The 18,215-nt window shown below is 62.5% G+C and carries 21 protein-coding genes; 8 read left to right on the plus strand and 13 right to left on the minus strand.

The window, feature by feature from the left end:
* Nucleotides 1–53: 53 nt before the first annotated feature.
* Nucleotides 54–1,268: an AI-2E family transporter gene (locus AC1DZP_RS29055; RefSeq protein WP_477307161.1), complete on the plus strand. Its 1,215-nt coding sequence runs from the start codon at nt 54–56 to the stop codon at nt 1,266–1,268.
* A 73-nt stretch (nt 1,269–1,341) separates the two neighbouring features.
* Here the strand turns inward: AC1DZP_RS29055 and AC1DZP_RS29060 are convergent, their stop codons facing one another.
* From AC1DZP_RS29060 to AC1DZP_RS29070, 3 genes are all read right to left on the minus strand, one after another.
* On the minus strand, nt 1,342–2,238 hold the full coding sequence (locus AC1DZP_RS29060) for a DMT family transporter (RefSeq protein ID WP_095085762.1): 897 nt from the start codon (nt 2,236–2,238) through the stop codon (nt 1,342–1,344).
* Nucleotides 2,239–2,356: 118 nt separating this feature from the next.
* Nucleotides 2,357–3,121 carry an arginyltransferase gene (locus AC1DZP_RS29065; protein WP_477307163.1) on the minus strand — a complete coding sequence of 255 codons (765 nt, stop codon included), beginning with the start codon at nt 3,119–3,121 and terminating at the stop codon, nt 2,357–2,359.
* A gap of 140 nt (nt 3,122–3,261) precedes the next feature.
* Entirely contained in the window at nt 3,262–3,732 is a 471-nt protein-coding gene (locus tag AC1DZP_RS29070; protein WP_477307165.1) for an RDD family protein, read from the minus strand.
* A gap of 210 nt (nt 3,733–3,942) precedes the next feature.
* On the opposite strand from AC1DZP_RS29070, the gene sthA reads away from it, so the two are divergent.
* Nucleotides 3,943–5,331 (plus strand): Si-specific NAD(P)(+) transhydrogenase, encoded by a 1,389-nt coding sequence (gene sthA / locus AC1DZP_RS29075; protein WP_477307167.1) that lies wholly within the window; start codon nt 3,943–3,945, stop codon nt 5,329–5,331.
* Nucleotides 5,332–5,377: 46 nt separating this feature from the next.
* Here sthA and AC1DZP_RS29080 read toward each other — a convergent pair whose 3' ends face one another.
* The gene (locus AC1DZP_RS29080) at nt 5,378–6,040 is read right to left on the minus strand and encodes an alpha/beta hydrolase (RefSeq protein WP_457153870.1); all 663 of its coding nucleotides are present in this window, start codon (nt 6,038–6,040) and stop codon (nt 5,378–5,380) included.
* Nucleotides 6,041–6,241: 201 nt separating this feature from the next.
* On the opposite strand from AC1DZP_RS29080, the gene AC1DZP_RS29085 reads away from it, so the two are divergent.
* Nucleotides 6,242–7,444 (plus strand): OpgC family protein, encoded by a 1,203-nt coding sequence (locus AC1DZP_RS29085; protein WP_477307169.1) that lies wholly within the window; start codon nt 6,242–6,244, stop codon nt 7,442–7,444.
* A 4-nt stretch (nt 7,445–7,448) separates the two neighbouring features.
* Here AC1DZP_RS29085 and AC1DZP_RS29090 read toward each other — a convergent pair whose 3' ends face one another.
* Complete coding sequence (locus AC1DZP_RS29090) at nt 7,449–8,528, minus strand: LacI family DNA-binding transcriptional regulator (RefSeq protein ID WP_477307170.1); 1,080 nt, start codon at nt 8,526–8,528, stop codon at nt 7,449–7,451.
* 156 nt (nt 8,529–8,684) lie between these two features.
* On the opposite strand from AC1DZP_RS29090, the gene AC1DZP_RS29095 reads away from it, so the two are divergent.
* Both AC1DZP_RS29095 and AC1DZP_RS29100 read left to right on the plus strand, forming a co-directional pair.
* Nucleotides 8,685–8,828 (plus strand): hypothetical protein, encoded by a 144-nt coding sequence (locus tag AC1DZP_RS29095; protein WP_477307172.1) that lies wholly within the window; start codon nt 8,685–8,687, stop codon nt 8,826–8,828.
* 59 nt (nt 8,829–8,887) lie between these two features.
* A complete protein-coding gene (locus AC1DZP_RS29100) occupies nt 8,888–9,037 on the plus strand; it encodes a hypothetical protein (RefSeq protein WP_457154530.1) in 150 nt (49 codons plus the stop codon).
* A 16-nt stretch (nt 9,038–9,053) separates the two neighbouring features.
* On the opposite strand, the gene AC1DZP_RS29105 is transcribed toward AC1DZP_RS29100, so the two are convergent.
* Nucleotides 9,054–9,428, minus strand: coding sequence for a DUF423 domain-containing protein (locus AC1DZP_RS29105; RefSeq protein WP_477307174.1), 375 nt, complete (start codon nt 9,426–9,428; stop codon nt 9,054–9,056).
* Between the two features lie 41 nt (nt 9,429–9,469).
* Entirely contained in the window at nt 9,470–10,726 is a 1,257-nt protein-coding gene (locus AC1DZP_RS29110) for a multidrug efflux MFS transporter (protein WP_095085723.1), read from the minus strand.
* Between the two features lie 183 nt (nt 10,727–10,909).
* On the opposite strand from AC1DZP_RS29110, the gene AC1DZP_RS29115 reads away from it, so the two are divergent.
* A complete protein-coding gene (locus AC1DZP_RS29115) occupies nt 10,910–11,575 on the plus strand; it encodes a GntR family transcriptional regulator (RefSeq protein WP_477307299.1) in 666 nt (221 codons plus the stop codon).
* Nucleotides 11,576–11,694: 119 nt separating this feature from the next.
* Nucleotides 11,695–11,928, plus strand: a complete 234-nt coding sequence (locus AC1DZP_RS29120; RefSeq protein ID WP_244730396.1) for a DUF982 domain-containing protein — start codon at nt 11,695–11,697, stop codon at nt 11,926–11,928.
* 54 nt (nt 11,929–11,982) lie between these two features.
* Here the strand turns inward: AC1DZP_RS29120 and AC1DZP_RS29125 are convergent, their stop codons facing one another.
* Both AC1DZP_RS29125 and AC1DZP_RS29130 read right to left on the minus strand, forming a co-directional pair.
* Entirely contained in the window at nt 11,983–12,129 is a 147-nt protein-coding gene (locus AC1DZP_RS29125) for a hypothetical protein (RefSeq protein ID WP_477307176.1), read from the minus strand.
* A gap of 404 nt (nt 12,130–12,533) precedes the next feature.
* On the minus strand, nt 12,534–13,577 hold the full coding sequence (locus tag AC1DZP_RS29130) for an aldo/keto reductase (protein ID WP_477307178.1): 1,044 nt from the start codon (nt 13,575–13,577) through the stop codon (nt 12,534–12,536).
* Nucleotides 13,578–13,847: 270 nt separating this feature from the next.
* On the opposite strand from AC1DZP_RS29130, the gene ppk2 reads away from it, so the two are divergent.
* Nucleotides 13,848–14,768, plus strand: coding sequence for a polyphosphate kinase 2 (gene ppk2, locus AC1DZP_RS29135; protein WP_095085714.1), 921 nt, complete (start codon nt 13,848–13,850; stop codon nt 14,766–14,768).
* Nucleotides 14,769–14,867: 99 nt separating this feature from the next.
* Here ppk2 and AC1DZP_RS29140 read toward each other — a convergent pair whose 3' ends face one another.
* The 4 genes from AC1DZP_RS29140 to AC1DZP_RS29155 form a co-directional block, all read right to left on the minus strand.
* Complete coding sequence (locus tag AC1DZP_RS29140) at nt 14,868–15,515, minus strand: dihydrofolate reductase family protein (RefSeq protein ID WP_477307181.1); 648 nt, start codon at nt 15,513–15,515, stop codon at nt 14,868–14,870.
* A 203-nt stretch (nt 15,516–15,718) separates the two neighbouring features.
* On the minus strand, nt 15,719–16,750 hold the full coding sequence (gene hemB / locus AC1DZP_RS29145) for a porphobilinogen synthase (protein WP_477228869.1): 1,032 nt from the start codon (nt 16,748–16,750) through the stop codon (nt 15,719–15,721).
* Nucleotides 16,751–16,860: 110 nt separating this feature from the next.
* Entirely contained in the window at nt 16,861–17,691 is an 831-nt protein-coding gene (locus AC1DZP_RS29150) for a DUF2066 domain-containing protein (protein ID WP_477307183.1), read from the minus strand.
* Between the two features lie 3 nt (nt 17,692–17,694).
* The gene (locus AC1DZP_RS29155; RefSeq protein WP_477307185.1) at nt 17,695–18,186 is read right to left on the minus strand and encodes a pyridoxamine 5'-phosphate oxidase family protein; all 492 of its coding nucleotides are present in this window, start codon (nt 18,184–18,186) and stop codon (nt 17,695–17,697) included.
* Between the last annotated feature and the right edge of the window lie 29 nt (nt 18,187–18,215).

An 18,215-nucleotide genomic window follows, 5' to 3' on the forward strand; every position in this document is an offset into this window, starting at 1 on the left:
TGCTGCACTATACCAGTGCATAAGCAGGAAAGGTGTTCGGGAGAAGCGGGCGTTTGAAGGAAACAAAAATCCAGAAACCGGAACGGCAGCAGCGCCTGTTCGGCCTGTCGACGCCGCTGCGATCGGCCGTCATTCCGCCGCTGTCGGCGGCGCGCTGGCTGCTGGTGCTGATCGTCGCCGCCGGTGTTTATTTCTTCCATGGCTTCCTGTTTCCGGTGTTGGCGGCGCTGGTCATCGCTTTTGCAAGCTGGCCGCTCTACCGGCGGCTGCTTGTCGCGGTTGGCGGCAACCGCACCATCGCCGCGACCTTTGCCATCCTGTTCATCCTTGCCTTCCTGGTGGTGCCGATCGCGCTTGCCGGCACCTACGCCATCAACGAGGTGCGCGAGTGGGTCGGCTGGGCGATCGAGACCAACCGGCACGGCGCCGTGACGCCGCACTGGATCGCCACCATGCCTGTCGTGGGCGAGTGGCTGAACGAGCAATGGACGACCAATTTTGGCCATCCCGGCGGCATCGGCGAACTGATCCAGTTGGTCAGCGGTGCCAATATCGGCAGCATCTATCGCGGCGTCCTTGCCGCCGGCGGCAGCGCCTTCGGCCTGCTCCTGACGCTGCTGTTCATGATGATCGCGCTGTTCTTCGCCTATCGCGACGGCGAGCATTTTGCCGGCCAGATCGACCGCCTCGGCGAGCGCATCCTGCCGACCAGATGGGAGCGGATCTCGCGCGTCGTGCCGGCAACGATCTCTTCGACCGTGACCGGCATGACCGTCATCGCCATCGGTGAGGGGCTGGTGCTGGGCATTGCCTACTGGCTGGCCGGCGTGCCGTCGCCGGTGACGCTCGGCGCCCTGACCGGCGTCATGGCGCTCATCCCCGGCGGCGCACCGCTGTCCTTCACCCTGGTCTCGATCTACCTCGCCGCCAGCGGGTCGCCGATGGCTGGGCTCGCGCTGTTCCTATGGGGTGCGGTCGAGCTGTTCATCGTCGACAAGACGCTGCGCCCGAAGCTCGTCGGCGGGCCGATAAAGCTACCTTTCCTGCCGACTTTTTTCGGCCTGATCGGCGGCGTCAAGACCATGGGGTTCCTCGGCCTGTTCATCGGCCCGGTGCTGATGGCCCTGCTAGTCGCGATCTGGCGCGAGTGGCTGCGCGAGGTGGAACTGACCGACGAAATCATGTCGGGTTCGCCGGCCGAAATCGAAGCTGGCCCGCAGATCGAGGTTCTGCCTGAACCCAGCGTGGTGAAGAAAGCCAGCGCCTGATTCTGCGATCCGGTTCGCGTTGAGGGATGTTGAGTTTCAGGTTAGGCCGGCATCACCTGAATATCGACGTACCTTAGGCCGGGTGATGCACCGCAAGGTCGCCACGGCGCTTGCGTCCGTCGTGCAGTTGCCACAGCGAATGGGCTATCAGCGTGACGATCAGGATCACGCCGCCGATCAGGCTGTTGCGGGTCGGTGTCTCGGCAAAGATCATCCACACCCAGACCGGCGCCAGCACGGTTTCGAGCAGGTAGAACATCGCCACTTCGGGACCTGAAATGTATTTCGGACCGTTGGCGAGGCAAAAGAACGAGATCGGCATGATGACGGCGCCGTTGAAGATGATCCACCATGGCGCGTTGACCTGAAAACCTTCGCCAGTGACCATGAAAGCCGCCAGCGCCAGTGGAAGAAGGACGCCGACAAGGGCCGTGAATCCCATATCCTTGCCGCTGGCGTGCGAGATGGTGATGGCGACCGCGATGAAGAATGCCGAGCACAGCGCCATGAAATCGCCGAACAGGTGCCCGGTGCCGACCGAGCCGCCGACGATGACCAGCACGCCGAGGATCATCACCAGCATCGCCACGATTGTCACCAGCCGTGGCTTCTCCTTCAGGAATATCCAGGACAGCAACGCGGCGAAAACGGGGTTGAAGGCCAGGATGAACACCAGATCGGCGGTCGAGGTGTGGAAGACGGCGGTGACGAAGGTGATCGATGTCAGCCCGTAGCAAATCGCCACCACAAGGCCGGACCAGCCGGGGATGAGTTGCGGGGCGTTCCGGCTGAGCGCGCGCCAGATCGACCAGATGATCATGGCCGCGACGAAGGTGGTGCCGGTGCGCAGCAGCAGGATCGTCCACGCACCGCCATCGGCGAGCCGGATCAACGGAATGTCGACGGTCAGCGTCAGGCCGCCGATGGCGGTGATCAGAAGGCCTTTCTGGTGGTCGTTGTGGGAGGACATGCAGCAACTTTCGCAATGAAATGCAGGTGGACCGGCGCAATGGCGCACTCTCCAGCCAAGCGGCTGAAAGACCAGCATCCCCCGCCTTGAAACAGTTATGGGTGGATCGTGGGAAAACTCAGCGTAAAACCGCTTCGTTGGTGTAGCGCTCCCAGCCTTTCGGGCCGAGATGCTCTTGCGGCATGAAGCGCATCTTATAATTCATCTTGCGCGAGCCGTTGACCCAGTAGCCGAGGTAGACATGGGGCAGGCCCATGGCCCTGGCGCGGGCGATATGATCGAGGATCATGAACGTGCCGAGCGAACGATCCTCGAAATCGGGATTGAAATAGGAATAGACCATCGACAGGCCGTCGGCCATCTTGTCGGTCAGCGCCACCGCGATCAGTTCGCCCTGTCCCTTGCCGGTGATGAAGGTGTCGGGCCCGCGCCGCCGGTACTCGATCACCTTGGTGTCGACATGGGTGTCCTCGACCATCATGGCGTAGTCGAGCACCGTCATGTCGGACATGCCGCCACGGCGGTGGCGGGCGTCGAGGTAGCTTCGAAACAGCGAATACTGTTCGGTCGAGGGCTCGGCATTGTGCATGTGGCCGACGAGGTCGGAATTGTGCTGCAGCACCCGCTTCATGTTGCGGCTGGCGCTAAATTCCTGGGCGAGGATGCGTACCGAAACGCAGGCGCGGCAGGTCTCGCATGCCGGCCTGTAGGCGATGTTCTGCGAGCGCCGGAAGCCGCCTTGCGTCAGCAGGTCGTTCATCTCCGCCGCCTTGTCGCCGACCAGATGCGTGAACACCTTGCGCTCGAACTGGCCGTCAAGATAGGGGCACGGCGACGGCGCGGTCAGGAAGAACTGCGGCGACTGGGTCGGATGCTGCGTCATCGAGCCTTGGAAACACTCCTTCGAATCGCTCTACCTTTGGCGCGGATGGCGAAAAATTCAACAGGATTGTGAGGGCGTGGTTGACTAGACGCCTTCACATTTACACTCAATCGGCTGTGACTGCGCTCGAGGGGGGCGTTTCAGCGGTCGGTGCGGCTGACCACGGTGCCGAGCAAAAGGTCATGCAGCGTGCGCTTGCGATCGGCAAACAAGGTCACCAGAAGGACCAGCGGCGACAGGATGACGTTGCCGGCCCAGAACAGCACCGAATGGACGACGKCGGTCAAACCGTCGATCGGCCTGCCATCGAGCCGGTCGAGCCGGATACCCATCATCTTCATGCCCGTGGTGGCCTGGTCGGCACTGCCCAGCGTGTTCCAGATGTAGAGAATGGCGACGGCCGGCACCAGGGCGCCAAACAGCATCCAGCCAAGACCAAGCGTCAAAAGGCCGAGGAAGAACACCAGGATGGCGAACGGAATGGTGAGCAGCGCGACGATGATATAGTCGATCACGAAGGCCAGGATGCGCCGGGTGCGCACGCCGTCATAGGCCCTGACATCGTCGAGCCTGGTCGGGATGATTTCGCCGTCGAGAACGCGCGCGTTCATGTCATTTCCTCGTAACAAGGCCCGACATAGGGTGCGAGCCGCTCGGTAATGAAATGGTGAAGGCCCGCGGCGGAATCAAGATCGAGCTTTTTGCGGCGCGCAAGGCGCGAGCTGCATAAGACGCAATCCGAATCGGTTGAATTTGCGGCGCGGATGGCATTAGCTTGCTGCGGCGCAACAAAGCGCTCAGGGGCAGAGGGACGGGGCAATATGGACTACGACATGCTGGTCATCGGCAGCGGCCCCTCGGGGCGGCGCGCTGCGGTGCAGTCGGCCAAGCTCGGCAAATCGGCGCTGGTGGTCGACCGCGGGCGGCGTCTCGGCGGCGTCTCGGTCCATACCGGCACCATTCCATCGAAAACGCTGCGCGAAACCGTGCTCAACCTCTCGGGTTGGCGCGAGCGTGGCTTCTATGGGCGCGGCTACCGGGTCAAGCAGGATATTTCGGTCGGCGATCTTGTCGAGCGCCTGCACAAGACGCTCGACCACGAGGTCGAGGTGCTCCAGCACCAGTTCATGCGCAACACGGTCAAAAGCGCCCGCGCCGACGTGAAGTTTCTTGGCTCCAACAAGGTGAGCCTGACCACCGACACCGGAGACTACAGCGAGGTTGGTTTTGCCAATGCGCTGATCGCGGTCGGCACAAGGCCGCACAGGCCGCGCGATGTGCCTTTCGACAGGACCCGAATCTTCGACAGCGACGAGATGCTGGAGCTCGACCGTTTGCCGCGCACACTGACCGTGATCGGCGCCGGCGTCATCGGGGTCGAATATGCGACGATCTTTTCCGCGCTAGACGTGCCGGTGACATTGGTCGAGCCGCGCAACTCTATCCTCGATTTCGTCGACCGCGAGATCGTCGACGATTTCATCCATCAGATGCGCGATCGCGGCATGACGATCCGTCTGGGCAGTGCCGTGAAGGAGATCCGGTCCAAGCCAGACGCCGCCGAGGTCGAACTGACCGATGGTCGCACCATTCGCTCCGAGGTGGTGCTCTACGCCGCCGGCCGAACCGGCAATGTCGGCAGCCTGGGCTTGGATATCGTCGGCATCGAAGCCGACTCAAGGGGGAGGATCAAAGTCGATCCGCAGACCTTCCAGACCAGCGCGCCCAACATCTACGCCGCCGGCGACGTCATCGGCTTTCCGAGCCTGGCCTCGACCTCGATGGAGCAGGGCAGGGTGGCGGCCTGTCATGCTTTCGGCGTGCCCTTGCCGCCGCCGCCCGAAACCTTTCCCTATGGCATCTATGCGGTGCCGGAAATCTCGACGGTCGGCCAGTCCGAGGAACAGGTGCGTGAAAGTGGGGCTGCCTATGAGGTCGGCGTGGCGCGTTTTCGCGAGACCTCGCGCGGCCACATCATGGGCGTCAACACCGGCTTTCTGAAGCTGTTGTTCTCGATCGAAACGCGCCGCCTGCTCGGTGCGCACATCATCGGCGAGGGCGCCACAGAGCTCATCCACATTGGCCAGGCGGTGATCAATCTCGGCGGCACCGTCGACTTCTTCGTCAACAACACCTTCAACTATCCGACGCTCGCCGAAGCTTACAAGATCGCCGGGCTGGATGCCTGGAACCGGATGGGGCGAGGGTAGGCTGGTCGGCGCCGTCGGCATGCTGGTCAGCAACGGCAGCCAGCAGCTAGGCGGCCGTTGCCGTCACCGCCTTCAGCCATTGCCTTACGATTGCCGCGTCGGCGCTGCCGAATTCATGACCCGATGGAACAATCCTCGCGTCGAGGTCGGCGCCATGTTGGCTGAGCAATGTCACCAGAGCCGGCGCGAAGGGCGCATAGGTAAGGTCGGCAGCACCGGCGACGATCAGCACCCGCACGCTTGACAGATCCGTAGCCGGCACGTCGTCGAGCACCGGCATCGGCCGCAGCAGCGCGGCGCGTTCGACGAGGCCCGGATGCAGCAGCATCAGGCTCGAAACCAGATTGGCGCCGTTCGAATAGCCGAGAAAGATCGTGCGGGAGAGATCGAGATTGTGGCGTGTGGCCACATCCGTGACGACCCCTGCAAAAGCGTTGGTTTCGGTGCGGATGCTGTGCTGTTCGAAGCGCGTCGGCGTGATGCGCGCGAACCAGCGGAAACCATCCTCCTGGACAATGCGGCCGCGCACGGCGACCAGCGTGGCGTGCGGCGCGATCTCTCGTGCCAGCGGCACCAATGTCGTCTCATCGACACCCGACCCATGCAGCAGGAAGAAGCATTGACCAGTTGAATCCGCAGGCCTGTAAATGCGGTAGCAGAAGGCGAGATCACGCCGTAACGCACCATCTTGTGAGGTCTCTTCGGTCATGGCCTCATCCTTTTGATTTCATGACGGTTCCGGTCAGTTTGCCGGCTTCAAAACGCAATATTTTCAAGCTCCGCGAAAGTTGATTGAACCGGGCGCATTACTGTCCGTTTCTTCGCCGATATCATTCCTATGGGAGGAATCGAAGCGGTGCGCCGGGGTCGCATTGCCGGCATGAACAACCAGCTTTGAGGCCTTTTGTCGATGACCACCCAACTTTCCCCGGACCGCGATACGCGCGTCTCGGAGCGTGACACGCGCATAGATGTGCTTCGCGCTCTCGCCTTGCTGACCATCTTTGTCGACCACGTGCCGGGTACCGCCTTCGAGTATCTGACCTACAAGAATTTCGGCTTTTCAGACGCGGCAGAGGTCTTCGTGCTGATTTCCGGAATCTCGGTCGCGCTTGCCTATGGCAAGAAATTCCAGCCTGGAAACCGGCTGCTGGCAACGTTGAAGATGTGGCGCCGCGCTGGCGTGCTCTATGCCGCTCACATCGTCACCACCATGGTGGTGATGGCGATCTTTTGCGCGGCGGCGGTGTTCGCCCGCCGACCTGAGCTGCTGACGATGATCAACATCGAGCCGTTGATCAAGAATACGCCGCAAGTGCTGGTCGGCATCGTGACGCTCGGCCACCAGCTCGGCTACAACAACATCCTGCCGGTCTATGCGGTGCTGCTCCTGCTGGCGCCGGTCTTCCTGCTCTTCGTCAGCTACCGGCCATTGCCGGCGCTGGTCGCATCCGGTGCGCTGTGGCTGGTCGCCGGGATCTACCAGATCGCGCCGCCGAACTATCCCGAGCCCGGCTTCTGGTTTCTCAACCCGCTGTCGTGGCAGTTCCTGTTCAACATCGGCCTGGCAGGCACGCTGCATGTGCGTCGCGGTGGCACCATCCCGGTCAATCGCTGGCTGGTTGGCGCCGCTTTGGCCTACACCGCCACGGCGCTGGTCTGGGTGCACAGTCCGCTCTGGGGGCAGATCTCCTGGCTGGGCCTGCCTCCGGTGCTGACCGGCTTCGACAAGACGTTCCTGGCACTGCCGAGGCTGCTGCATATCCTGGCGGTGAGCTACCTGATCGTGGCATTCCCCGCCGTCTCGAACCTGTTCCGCACCGGGCGCGATCATCCGCTTGCCATATTGGGCAAGCGATCGTTGCCGGTTTTCATTGCCGGCACGATGCTCGCCCTGACGGCGCAGGTGCTGAAGCTGATCAACCCGGGCGGGCTGGCCTATGACAGCCTGTTGATTGCAGCCGGCATCGCCATGCAGTTTGCGCTTGCCTACTATCTCGAATGGCTTTCGAGCCTTGGCAGGGCCGGGAAAAGCAGACCGGCTCAAAACGCCGCACTGCCGGTCCAGGCGTCCTTCGTCATGTCGTCGATGGCAACAAGAATGGGGCGTTAAGGCGTCAGGCGGGCGAGGGGCCGGATGAGGCCCGCACCACGAGGTCGACCGGCAGCGATTGCCGACTGAATGTGCCGTCGTTTTCGAGGATCGCCTTGACGGCAAGGCGGCCCATCTCGGCGATCGGCTGGACGATTGTGGTCAGCGGCGGCTTGGAAACCGCTCCTTCCGGGACGCCGTCGAAACCGACGATCGAAATGTCGCCCGGGACAGTGATGTCGTGCTGGCGCAGCCAGTCCAACGCATGCAAGGCGATCCTGTCCGACATTGCCAGGATGGCGGTCGGTGTCTCGGCGCCGGCAAAAATATGGTCAAGGCCCGCCCAGACGCTCTCCTCGTCATTGACGGTTTCGTAGATCGGCACCTTCGAGACGTCGAGGCCGACGCGCGAGAGTTCGGCGAAGTAGCCGCGCAGGCGATCACGCGTCCCGGAATAGAGGGCCTTCTCCACCTGCGCCTGCGTGGTTGGGCCGAAGCCGGCGTCGGCACAGGGCAGGGCAAGCACGGCAAAGCGACGATGCCCGAGCTCGGTCAGATGGCGCGCCGCGCGACCGGCGCCGGCGATGTTGTCGACACCGATCGCCGCGACCGCCCCGTCGTCGTCCGAATCAAGATCGAGTGCGACAAACGGGAGTTTGCGTTCGCGCGCCAGTTCGACCAGCCTTGAGCCGCCTTCGATGCAGAATACGATGAAGCCGTCGACCAGCGCGCTCTGGATGTTCCAGGCGAGCTGTTCGTTGTTGGCGGCGGAGACCAGCGAGATCCCCGCACCAGTCGCGTCGCAAGCCTGCGAGATGCTTGCCATCATGACCCGGGCGAAAGGGTCGTTGAAGAAATAGGACAATGGTTCCGCGGTCGCGACACCGATGGCATTGACCTTGCCGGCGCGCAGCAGCCGACCCTTGGGGTCGGGTCCGCCATATCCCATTGCCTCGGCTGCCGCCTTGACCCGTTCGCGGACCTCCTCGCGCACGATCTCCGGGCGGGCGAACACGTTGGACGCGGTGCCGTGCGACACGCCGGCCGCTTTGGCAATGTCTGCCAGCCGGACCGGTCTTGTCTTTCCAGAGCTCAATGGGGCCATCTTCGTCTCCTGAATTCATCCCATCTAACACTTTCGTTGGATCGGTTCAAATTCTGCCTTGAACAACGACCCGGCGAGGTGTAGCTTTGAATCGATCCAAGGGAACAAAGGTCCATATGATTGGATCGATTCAATATCAGCAAAGGGAGAGGTGTCATGCATCCCGTCAACTATCTCTTCCAAGACATCTGCCGCAACGACTGGAGCATCGGTTCGACCGCCACGAAACAGAGGCGCCACGAGAGTGACAGCCCATGGGTTCGCGAACTGCGGTTCTTCGCCGAGCGCAGACGGAGCTGATCGGGATAGCTTTTTTTGCGTACAGATTGGATCGATTCAATCATTGAAAGGAGTGCATCATGCATCCCGTGAGCTATCTGTTCGAAGACATCTACCGCAACTACTGGGGCATCGCGCCGGCGTCCAAACGGCCGGAAAGGCGTCTACTGGCGAAGTTGCGGCGGCACGGTCGCGAAGTGCTCGATAAGCCCGAGCGCCGGCAGGATTGATCGGAATCCGGTCCGATCAGGAACGCGCGCGCACCAGCGCCGAGCCGGCGATCGCCAGCCAGCCGGCGATGAGCAAGGTGCCGCCGATCGGCGCCGACAGCGGGAACAGCCGCGAACCGAGGAAATCGCGGGCCAGCAGGTCGCCGCAGAACAACAGCAGCCCAACCAGCAGGATCAGGCTGCCGATGCGCACCGTCCGGTTCGCGCCAAGCAGTCCGGTCGCGAGGAAGACCGGCGCGTGCATGAGCAGGAAGGATGCGGCAGTGCCGACAAAGGCACCGCCCAGATGCGCCGCCGCGGCCGAGAGCGCCACGCCGGCGGCGCCACAGAGGCCACCGGCCAGGATGAGGATCCGGCCGCTGTTGACGGAAGATTGCTCGGCCGTGCTCATGTCTGGGGCTCCGTGACGTTCAAGGCATACGACCCAACTAGTCAGGGCTTGCCGGCATTGGCGAGCATGTCCTGCTCGCGGCGCGATTGCGCCAGCCAGTTATAGACCGCGCCGCCGGCCATCAAGATGGATGTGCCCAGAAACACCGAGCGCATGCCGAAATGGCCGCCGGCAAATCCGCCAAGCAAGGGGCCGGCGACCTGTCCGACATATTGAGCGGAGATCGAGAGCCCTAGCACATTGCCGCCGACGCCATCGGGAACATTGTGGCGGATGACGCTGGTGATGCAGGGCAGGAGCCCGCCCAGCGCCAGGCCCATCAGGAAGCGCAGGCCGATGAGTTGCCAGCTCTGCGTGACGAAGGCCTGCGGAATCAGCAGCAGCGCCGAGACGGCAAGCGCGCCGATGATGACGTTCCAATGGCCGATGCGGTCGGCGAGCTTGCCGAGGCGTGAAGCCGACAGGATGGCGCCAAGCGCCGCCGCCGACATGACGACGCCGGAGATCAGCGTGACGCGGCTCTGGTCTTCGATCAATTGCTGCACATAGACGGTGATGATCGGCTCGATCGACATGGTGGCGAAACTCAACAGCATGCCGGTCGCCAGCATGGCGATGACAGGCCGTTTGTCGGGGATTTGTGCCCAGCCGCCTTTCGGCTTGCCCTTCGATGCGGCGTCCGTCGCTTTCGGCCGGGGGTTCTCCTTGATCAGAAACGTGGTCGCCAGGAATGCCAGGAAGATGACGCCGCCGGACAGCAGGAACGTGGCGCGGATGCCGATCAGCGGCGGCAGGGCGCCACCAACCAGCGGGCCGACCAGTGCCCCACCGGTGATACCCGCCGACAGCAGGCCCAATGCCCAGCCCGAACGCTCCTTGGGCGTCTGCATGGCAACCAGGATGGTTGATCCCGAGGAATAACCGCCGGCAAAGCCAATCAGCAGCCGCAGCAGCACCAACTGCCAGACGGTCTGCACCATGCCGGTCAGCGACATGCATATGGCCATGCCAAAGCTGGCGCGAACCAGCATCACCTTGCGGCCGTAGCGGTCGCCGAGACGTCCCCACAGCGGCGCCACAAGCGCCGCCGCGAAAAAGGTCGCGCCATAGGCGATCCCCGACCATTGCACGATCGCCGCGTGGCCTTCAGCGCCGAGCTGCTCGATATAGAGCGGCAGGAACGGTAAAAGCAGCGTCATGGCGATAAGTGTCGAGAACGAACCGGCAAAGCACACGAACAGATTGCGCCGCCAATGGATGTTGTAGGTGCTGTCGGTCGGCGGGGGCGTGTTCTGCATATCATGCGTCCTGTCCGAGCAATGCCGTGTTGGCGGTTGCTGCGGATACCATTTTGGGATACCAAGATGTTATCCGTCATGGACGCAAGCGTGGGTGCTGTCAATGCGCCCCTCTCAAACGTGATCGGAAAACGCGGCCAGAAAACCGATCGACAGCCAACGGTCAGAAAAGCGGGAATGACAATGTCGCAGATGCAGAGCGTCGAAAAACAGCTTCGGCAGATGATCCTCGGGCTCGAGATCGGTCCCGGCGAGAAACTGACCGAGCGCTGGATCGAAAGCCGTTTCAGTGCGTCGCGAACCCCGGTCAGGGCCGCGCTGCTGCGGCTCGAGACCGAGGGCCTGGTCGGCAGGGACGGCCGTGGGTGGACCGTGTCGCCGATCAACCTGGCTGAGCTCGAGCAGATCGCCGTCTATCGGGAGGCGGTCGAGGTTGCGGCCCTTCGCCTTACATGTGCCCTGGCGGACCGCAGCGCGGTCGATGTGATCGAGGCGATGCTCGACTCCTGCGACACCGACACGCCACGCGAGGAATGGCATCGTATCGGCATGGATTTCCACATCGAGCTGGCGCGCTTGTCTGGCAACGAATTCCTGTTCCGGGCGGTCCGCGATGCCATGACGCGCTTGTCGCGAGCCCGCTGGCTGGAGGTTCGCGACGAGGCCGCCCTTGCTCGCGCCTGGGCCGAACATCGCGCCATTCTGGCGGCGGCACGCCTCGGCGACGCCGATGAAGCCGCGCGCCTGCTTTCGGCCCACATCGTCGGCAGCCGTGACCGCCTGGTGACGTCGCTCGCCAACGACCGGCGCGGTCTTCGCGCCAGGGGTTTTGCCGTCATCGCCGCCTAAGGCATGCGGTACGCGCTGCGCAAAAGGCGACGTCCGGGCGCGCCGTGCACTTTCGGCCTCGCTTCGCGGACACCGATGGCGTAAGAGCGGCGATGGAAAACAACCGATTTGAAACACCCGTGACCGTCAAGTCAGTCACGGCAGGGAGCACTCAGCTCTTGCGTACGGCTCGTGAGGCTTCCGATTACCTGCTCAACAGCTGGCCCGGAAAACGCAGCCCCAAGCATCGCGCGGCCCTGCAGGCCTGTCACGATGCGCTGGCCGGCGACAAGCCGGCGATGAACGCCAGGCGCGCCTTCATTGCGGCGGCGCGCGAAGTGGACGTCTTCGTCAGCGACAAGGCCCCAGCCTGATCCAAGGCGACAATCTGGAATGAGGCACGGCCCGCATGCGCGGGCCTTTTGCCGTCACTTTGCCGTTTCGGTTTCAGTCTCGTCTTCGGGCTTCGAACGCTCGCGCGCGGCAACCTTGGCCGCCAGCTTTTCAGCCTTCTTGGCCGCCTTCTGGCGGTCGCGTTCCTTGCGTTCCTGATCGTAGTTTGGTGGTCGCGCCATATCGGCTCCTTTTCACTGCCTTGCGGCTCTGACCCTGCCTAGGAGCATTAGCCGTCAAACACAACAGCTGAAGCGATCGTGCCCGGCCGTTCGCGTCGATGATGGCCCGGGCTTGCAAGATGCACGGCACAATGGTGTAGGGGGCCGGGGCACCAACGCATCGCGATCCGCGCGTTCGTTTTGATCAAGTGAAACCATGGCCACCATACAACGAACGACGCCAAGGGTTCTTTATTATGCGCGAAACGTCGTGCGCGATATCGCTCCGCAGGCGCTTTTCCGCCGGCGGCCTTGTGGGTCGCCTCGAAAAAGCCCGGCGATCGAGCCTGATGCCGAGGTCTGGCGCTATATCACGGGTTAAGTGCGGGCTTCGTCCGCCGAGCCCCGCCGCAACCCTCCCGTGGTCACACGCCGCTGCGGTCAATCACCAGATCGGCGGGACCAAAACGGTCCTTTGCCGTCAGTTGCTGGTGCCAGTAGGGATAGAGCAAGGGTGGCCGGCTGACCGTGTCTAGGCGGTCTCGCTCTTCGCCGGTCAGCACCAGGCTTGCCGCGGCGATGTTGTCGCGGAACTGCGTTTCGGTCCTGCCGCCGATCACCAGCGAACTGACCGCCGGCCGGCCGAGCAGCCAGGCCAGCGCCACCTGCGCCGCCGACACGCCGCGCTGCGTGCCGATCTCGACAAGAACATCGACGATCCGCCAGAGGCGGTCCTCGTCGCGGATCGGCGGTTCCGACCAGCCGGCAAGCTGGCGGGCAGTCGGGCTGTCGCGGCGGTATTTGCCGGACAGCAATCCGCCGGCAAGCGGGCTCCAGACCAGCACACCGAGGCCCTGGTCGACAGAAATCGGCAGCAGTTCATATTCCGCCTCGCGCGCTTCCAGCGTGTAGTGGATCTGCTGGGTGACGAAGCGCGGCTGGTGGTGGCTGTCGCTGATGCCGAGCGCCTTCATCATCTGCCAGCCGGAATAGTTGGAGCAGCCGACATAGCGGACCTTGCCCTGGGCAACCAGCGTATCGAGCGCGGCGATGGTTTCCTCGAGCGGCGTCGTACCGTCCCATTCGTGCAGGAAGTAGATGTCGATGACATCGGTCTTCAACCGCTTCAGGCTCTTCTCGCATTCGCGGATCAGGTGATAACGCGACAGGCCTTCATCGTTGGGACCTTTGCCGATCCGCATCCGCGCCTTGGAGGCGATCAGCACGTCGCCCTTGCGCTTGCCGCCGAGCGCCTCGCCGATGATCTCTTCGGAGATACCGTTCGAATAGACATTGGCGGTGTCGATCACATTGATGCCGGCATCGATGCAAAGATCGATCATCCGGCGCGCCTCGTCGAGGTCGGTCTTGCCGACAGCCGAAAATGCGCCGGCACCGCCGAAGGTCATGGTGCCCATGGTCAGGGTCGAAACTTTCAAGCCGGAACGGCCGAGGGTGCGGTATTCCATGTCAATCCTCGCGATTTGTTGTTGAAAGGCAGTGCCCGGGCGGGCCTGCCACATTTGTAGGACAATTCGAGCCGCTTGTCGCCATGCCACGACGATGGATCGATCATGCCTCGCGGAATTTGCAGTGGTGGTAGTCTCGCCCCAGGCTGCAATAAAACCGTCATTGCCGGCCTATATTGAAGTCGGCTCAGGTGTTGCCACTCCGGGACGCAGGCCAGGGGTTTGGGCGCCGGAGGTGGATCGACAGGGCTTGCAAGCGGAGCAGTTGATATGACGGAGCTAAAACAGAATTCTCCTGCAAGGGACTGGCTTGAGGCCGAGCTCGCCGACACGCTCGACGAGGACTATGAGCTCGAAATGTCGGAGCCGGCTCTGTCGATGGAGATCGCCAAGATCTACAAGAACTCGCATCCGCCATCGATCGATCGCATGCAGTATTTTCGCGACCTGATCACCTTGCAGTCAGAGCTGATCAAACTGCAGTCCTGGGTCGCCTATCACAAGAAGAAGCTGGTGGTGATCTTCGAGGGCCGCGACTCCGCCGGCAAGGGTGGCGTCATCAAGCGCATCACCCAGCGGCTCAATCCGCGCATCTGCCGCGTCGTCGCACTCCCGGCACCGACCGAGCGCGAGAAGTCGCAATGGTATTTCCAGCGCTATGTGCCGCATCTGCCGGCTGGCGGCGAAATCGTGCTGTTCGACCGCTCCTGGTACAACCGCTCCGGTGTTGAAAGGGTGATGGGTTTTGCAGAGCCCGATCAGGTCGAAGAATTCTTCCGCGACGTGCCGGAGTTCGAGCGCATGCTGGTCCGCTCGGGCGTCACCGTGGTCAAATACTGGTTCTCGATCACCGACGAGGAGCAGCAGATGCGCTTCCTGATGCGCATCCACGATCCGATGAAGCAGTGGAAGCTGTCGCCGATGGACCTGCAGTCGCGCGTTCGCTGGGAACAGTACACCAAGGCCAAGGAAGAGACCTTCGCCCGCACCAACATTCCCGAGGCGCCCTGGTTCATCGTCGAGGGTAACGACAAGAAGCGGGCGCGGCTGAACTGCATCGACCATCTGCTCAAGCAGTTGCCGTATGAAGAGGTGCCGCACGAGGAGATCACGCTGCCCGAACGCGTCTTCAATCCCGAATACGAGCGCCAGACGCTGCCGCGCGAACTCTACGTGCCTGAGAAGTATTGACTGTCTGGGGTTGCCAGATCTCCCCCCTCTCGTGGGGGAGATGTCCGGCAGGACAGAGGGGCACGCGAAGGATCGCGGCGTAGGTTACGCGTCTGAAACCTAAACCCGCTTAATGATCACATGCGTGGCGAGTGCTGTCGCCACCTGCTCGCTGCACTGATAGCCAAGCTTGGGCATGTCCAGGCCGGCAAAGAGATTCTCGCCCGCACCGAGCAGCAGCGGCGAGATCGCCAGATGCATCTCGTCGATCAGTTTCTCCTGCAGATATTGCCGGATGGTGGCGACACCGCCGCCAACCCGCACGTCCCTGCCATCCGCCGCCGCCTTCGCCTGTTCAAGCGCCGAATGGATGCCGTCGGTGACGAAGTGGAAAGTAGTACCTCCCTCCATCGTGATCGGCGCCCGCTCGTGGTGGGTCAGCACGAAAACCGGCACATGGTAGGGTGGGCTATCACCCCACCAGCCCTTCCAGCTATCGTCAGGCCATTCGCCCCGAATCGGCCCGAACATATTGCGGCCGAGGATCCAGGCGCCGACATTCTCGAAGCTTCGCGCTGCAAAGTCCTCGTTGGTGTCGGTGGTGCCGCCCTCCTGTCCGAGCACCATCTTGCGGAAGGTGCGGGTGTCGACAAACCATTTATGCAGATATTCGCCACCGACGCCGAGGGGATTTTGCAGAGTCTGATCGGGACCGGCTCCGTAGCCGTCGAGCGACAGTGTGAAAGCATTGACGCGAACTTTGGACATGAAAGCCTCCTCCATAACCAATCGTGCAAAGGAGTAGCAAACTGATTGCGAAATGCAAGCGGTTTATATGGATGCAGCAAACCCCGGCGATTGGTCCAACGACCTTCGCTCGGGCTCCCGTCCGGAAGCCGGAAAATGTTCATGGATATCGAGGAGGTCGCCGGCATTGCCCGCCGCGACCGGCCATCGGTGGGAAGAGAAAACTATCCCTTCAGCATCGTTGCCACTTCGGGCGCGAAATAGGTCAAAATGCCGTCGCACCCGGCGCGCTTGAAGGCCAGCAGGGATTCCAGCATCGCCTTCTCGCCATCGATCCAACCATTGGCGCCGGCGGCCTTGATCATCGAGTATTCGCCTGACACCTGGTAGGCGAAGGTCGGCATCTGGAATTCATCCTTCAGCCGCCGGATGATGTCGAGATAGGGCAGGCCGGGCTTGACCATCAGCATGTCGGCGCCCTCGGCGATGTCCTGTTCGGCCTCGCGCACCGCCTCGTCGGAATTGGCGTGGTCGATATAATAGGTCTTCTTGTCGCCCTTGAGCAGGCCGGCGGTGCCGACCGCCTCACGATAGGGACCATAGAAGGCCGAGGCGAACTTGGTCGCATAGGACATGATCGCCACGTCCTGGAAACCGTTGGCGTCGAGTGCGTCGCGGATGGCGCCGATGCGGCCGTCCATCATGTCGGACGGCGCGATGATGTCGGCGCCGGCTGCCGCCTGGATGACGGCCGCGGCGGTCAGTTGTTCCACCGTCTCGTCGTTGACGATGATGCCGTCGCGCAGGATGCCGTCATGGCCATGGCTGGTGAACGGATCGAGCGCGGCATCGGTTATGATGCCGATCTCAGGCACCGCGTCCTTTATCGCCCGGGTGGCGCGGTTGATGACGTTGTCGGGGTCGAGAATGTGCGAACCGGTCTGGTCGCGCAGGGAGATATCGACATTGGGGAAGGTGGCGAGTGCGGGAATGCCGAGCTTTGCCGCGCGTTCGGCCTCCTTGACAGCGAGATCGATCGACAGGCGGAAGACGCCCGGCATGGCGGCGATCGGCTCGCGCACTTGTCTGCCGTCGACGACGAAGATCGGCCAGATCAGGTCGTCGACCGTAAGCCGGTTCTCCTGCACGAGTCGGCGCGACCAGTCGGCCTTGCGCATACGGCGCAAGCGGCGGCTGCCGGTGATGTCGTCGACGCTGCGCGCGCCGGCTGGCTTTGCCGGTGTGAATTTGTTCATCGCCGTCGGGGTGAATTTGTTCATCGCCAAAACTCTCGTTCGGCGGCTTTTACCACGAGCCCTTGCCGCTGACCAATGCGACACGTTTGTGCCAACGAGCAGGTCGAGGTCTATTCCGGTTGCCCATTGCCCGACAGGATCTGCGCCGCACCCCTCATGGCGACGCGGAAAGCCTCGTCGAAGGAAACGCCGCGCACTTGCCAGGTGTAGGTCTTGCCGGCCATGGCCAGCCGCCAGTCGGCAATCCAGCCGAACTCCTTGTCGCTCCACACGATGCTGCCGGAAAGTGCTTGATCGGCGCCGGCCTTTTTCGCAACCATGTCCAGCACTGCCATGTCCGCGTCGCGCAGTGTCCTGTCGTCCAGTCCAGCCTGCGACAGCAGCGCTGCGGTGGGAAAAGTCACCCGCATGGCGAGCGGCGCAGCGGCATTGGTGAACGATTCGCGCATCAGCACGCTGCGCTCGTCATCGGCATCGAGCACGAAATGCCTGATGTCGCGCTCGGTTGCCAAAAACACCGCCAGTCGTGGCCGCTCGGTCAGCCACGGCCTGCTGCCGAGCGAAGCCAGCACCGGATCGATCACCTCCGGCCTGTACTGGCAATAGAGATTGTGAGGCCGGTCGTACGTGCCTTGATCATCATGGTTGGGAATGCCTTCCATTCGGTCGCGGTAGCGGAAGCTGGCGACGAAGCTGCCGGCCTTGTCGCGCAGTGCCGTCATCTCCGGTTTCGCCGGCAGGCGCTGATCGCCGGAAACCCGGACCAGGACCGCGTCGAGGCAGAACTTGAAGCCGACCTCGCGATGCTTTTCATACTTACCGTTGACGATGGTCTGCGACTGATAGAGATCCTCGAGATCGGCCGCCCTGGCCAGGCCATTGATGGCCCAGAAGGCCAGCAGGCCACCCAGAACAAGTGCGAGGCGCAAAAACTGCGGCATGGCTCACCGTTCGCTTCTAGACCCGTCGTCGATATTTGGCGGCCATGCAAGGTCAGGGCCGGTTCTGAAGAACGATACGTTGTTGGTGAAAATGCTGACTGGGGCAAGCCTGATCATGCGCCCGTCTGGATGTTCGATCTGGGCCACGTTGTCGATGAACCACTCGTTCCAGCTTGCTTCGGGACCGAGATATTTGTGCAGGAGCCGTTTGAAGCGGTCTGGCGACATCGGTTCGATGGTTGCGGTGCCGCGCAGTCCGAGGTGCAGCAAGATGCCGCCATTGTTGTCGAAGTGAACAATTTCCACCGCGCAGCGCGGGTCTCTTTCAAGATGCTTTACAGCACTTCCATCCGATGACCCGAGAAGCCAGATCGCACCGTCCTCCCAGATGAACCACACTGGCGCGTTGCGCGGCGCGCCGTCCGCGCTAACGGTCGCCAAATTCGCCATCAGCGGGCGACTGAGAACATCGTCCGGGTCGAACTCTCGCGGCATCGCCAAATAATCTCCCAACAGGCTCACAG

The sequence above is a fragment of the Mesorhizobium sp. P2_F8 genome (assembly GCF_056403655.1).

What these genes read in the sequence shown, in the direction of transcription:
- AC1DZP_RS29060 (WP_095085762.1), bottom strand. Translation starts at nt 2,238, where the DNA reads ATGTCCTCCCACAACGACCACCAGAAAGGCCTTCTGATCACCGCCATC.
- AC1DZP_RS29065 (WP_477307163.1), bottom strand. Translation starts at nt 3,121, where the DNA reads ATGACGCAGCATCCGACCCAGTCGCCGCAGTTCTTCCTGACCGCGCCG.
- sthA (WP_477307167.1), top strand. Translation starts at nt 3,943, where the DNA reads ATGGACTACGACATGCTGGTCATCGGCAGCGGCCCCTCGGGGCGGCGC.
- AC1DZP_RS29080 (WP_457153870.1), bottom strand. Translation starts at nt 6,040, where the DNA reads ATGACCGAAGAGACCTCACAAGATGGTGCGTTACGGCGTGATCTCGCC.
- AC1DZP_RS29085 (WP_477307169.1), top strand. Translation starts at nt 6,242, where the DNA reads ATGACCACCCAACTTTCCCCGGACCGCGATACGCGCGTCTCGGAGCGT.
- AC1DZP_RS29090 (WP_477307170.1), bottom strand. Translation starts at nt 8,528, where the DNA reads ATGGCCCCATTGAGCTCTGGAAAGACAAGACCGGTCCGGCTGGCAGAC.
- AC1DZP_RS29095 (WP_477307172.1), top strand. Translation starts at nt 8,685, where the DNA reads ATGCATCCCGTCAACTATCTCTTCCAAGACATCTGCCGCAACGACTGG.
- AC1DZP_RS29100 (WP_457154530.1), top strand. Translation starts at nt 8,888, where the DNA reads ATGCATCCCGTGAGCTATCTGTTCGAAGACATCTACCGCAACTACTGG.
- AC1DZP_RS29105 (WP_477307174.1), bottom strand. Translation starts at nt 9,428, where the DNA reads ATGAGCACGGCCGAGCAATCTTCCGTCAACAGCGGCCGGATCCTCATC.
- AC1DZP_RS29110 (WP_095085723.1), bottom strand. Translation starts at nt 10,726, where the DNA reads ATGCAGAACACGCCCCCGCCGACCGACAGCACCTACAACATCCATTGG.
- AC1DZP_RS29115 (WP_477307299.1), top strand. Translation starts at nt 10,910, where the DNA reads ATGTCGCAGATGCAGAGCGTCGAAAAACAGCTTCGGCAGATGATCCTC.
- AC1DZP_RS29125 (WP_477307176.1), bottom strand. Translation starts at nt 12,129, where the DNA reads ATGGCGCGACCACCAAACTACGATCAGGAACGCAAGGAACGCGACCGC.
- AC1DZP_RS29130 (WP_477307178.1), bottom strand. Translation starts at nt 13,577, where the DNA reads ATGGAATACCGCACCCTCGGCCGTTCCGGCTTGAAAGTTTCGACCCTG.
- ppk2 (WP_095085714.1), top strand. Translation starts at nt 13,848, where the DNA reads ATGACGGAGCTAAAACAGAATTCTCCTGCAAGGGACTGGCTTGAGGCC.
- AC1DZP_RS29140 (WP_477307181.1), bottom strand. Translation starts at nt 15,515, where the DNA reads ATGTCCAAAGTTCGCGTCAATGCTTTCACACTGTCGCTCGACGGCTAC.
- hemB (WP_477228869.1), bottom strand. Translation starts at nt 16,750, where the DNA reads ATGAACAAATTCACACCGGCAAAGCCAGCCGGCGCGCGCAGCGTCGAC.
- AC1DZP_RS29150 (WP_477307183.1), bottom strand. Translation starts at nt 17,691, where the DNA reads ATGCCGCAGTTTTTGCGCCTCGCACTTGTTCTGGGTGGCCTGCTGGCC.
- AC1DZP_RS29155 (WP_477307185.1), bottom strand. Translation starts at nt 18,186, where the DNA reads ATGCCGCGAGAGTTCGACCCGGACGATGTTCTCAGTCGCCCGCTGATG.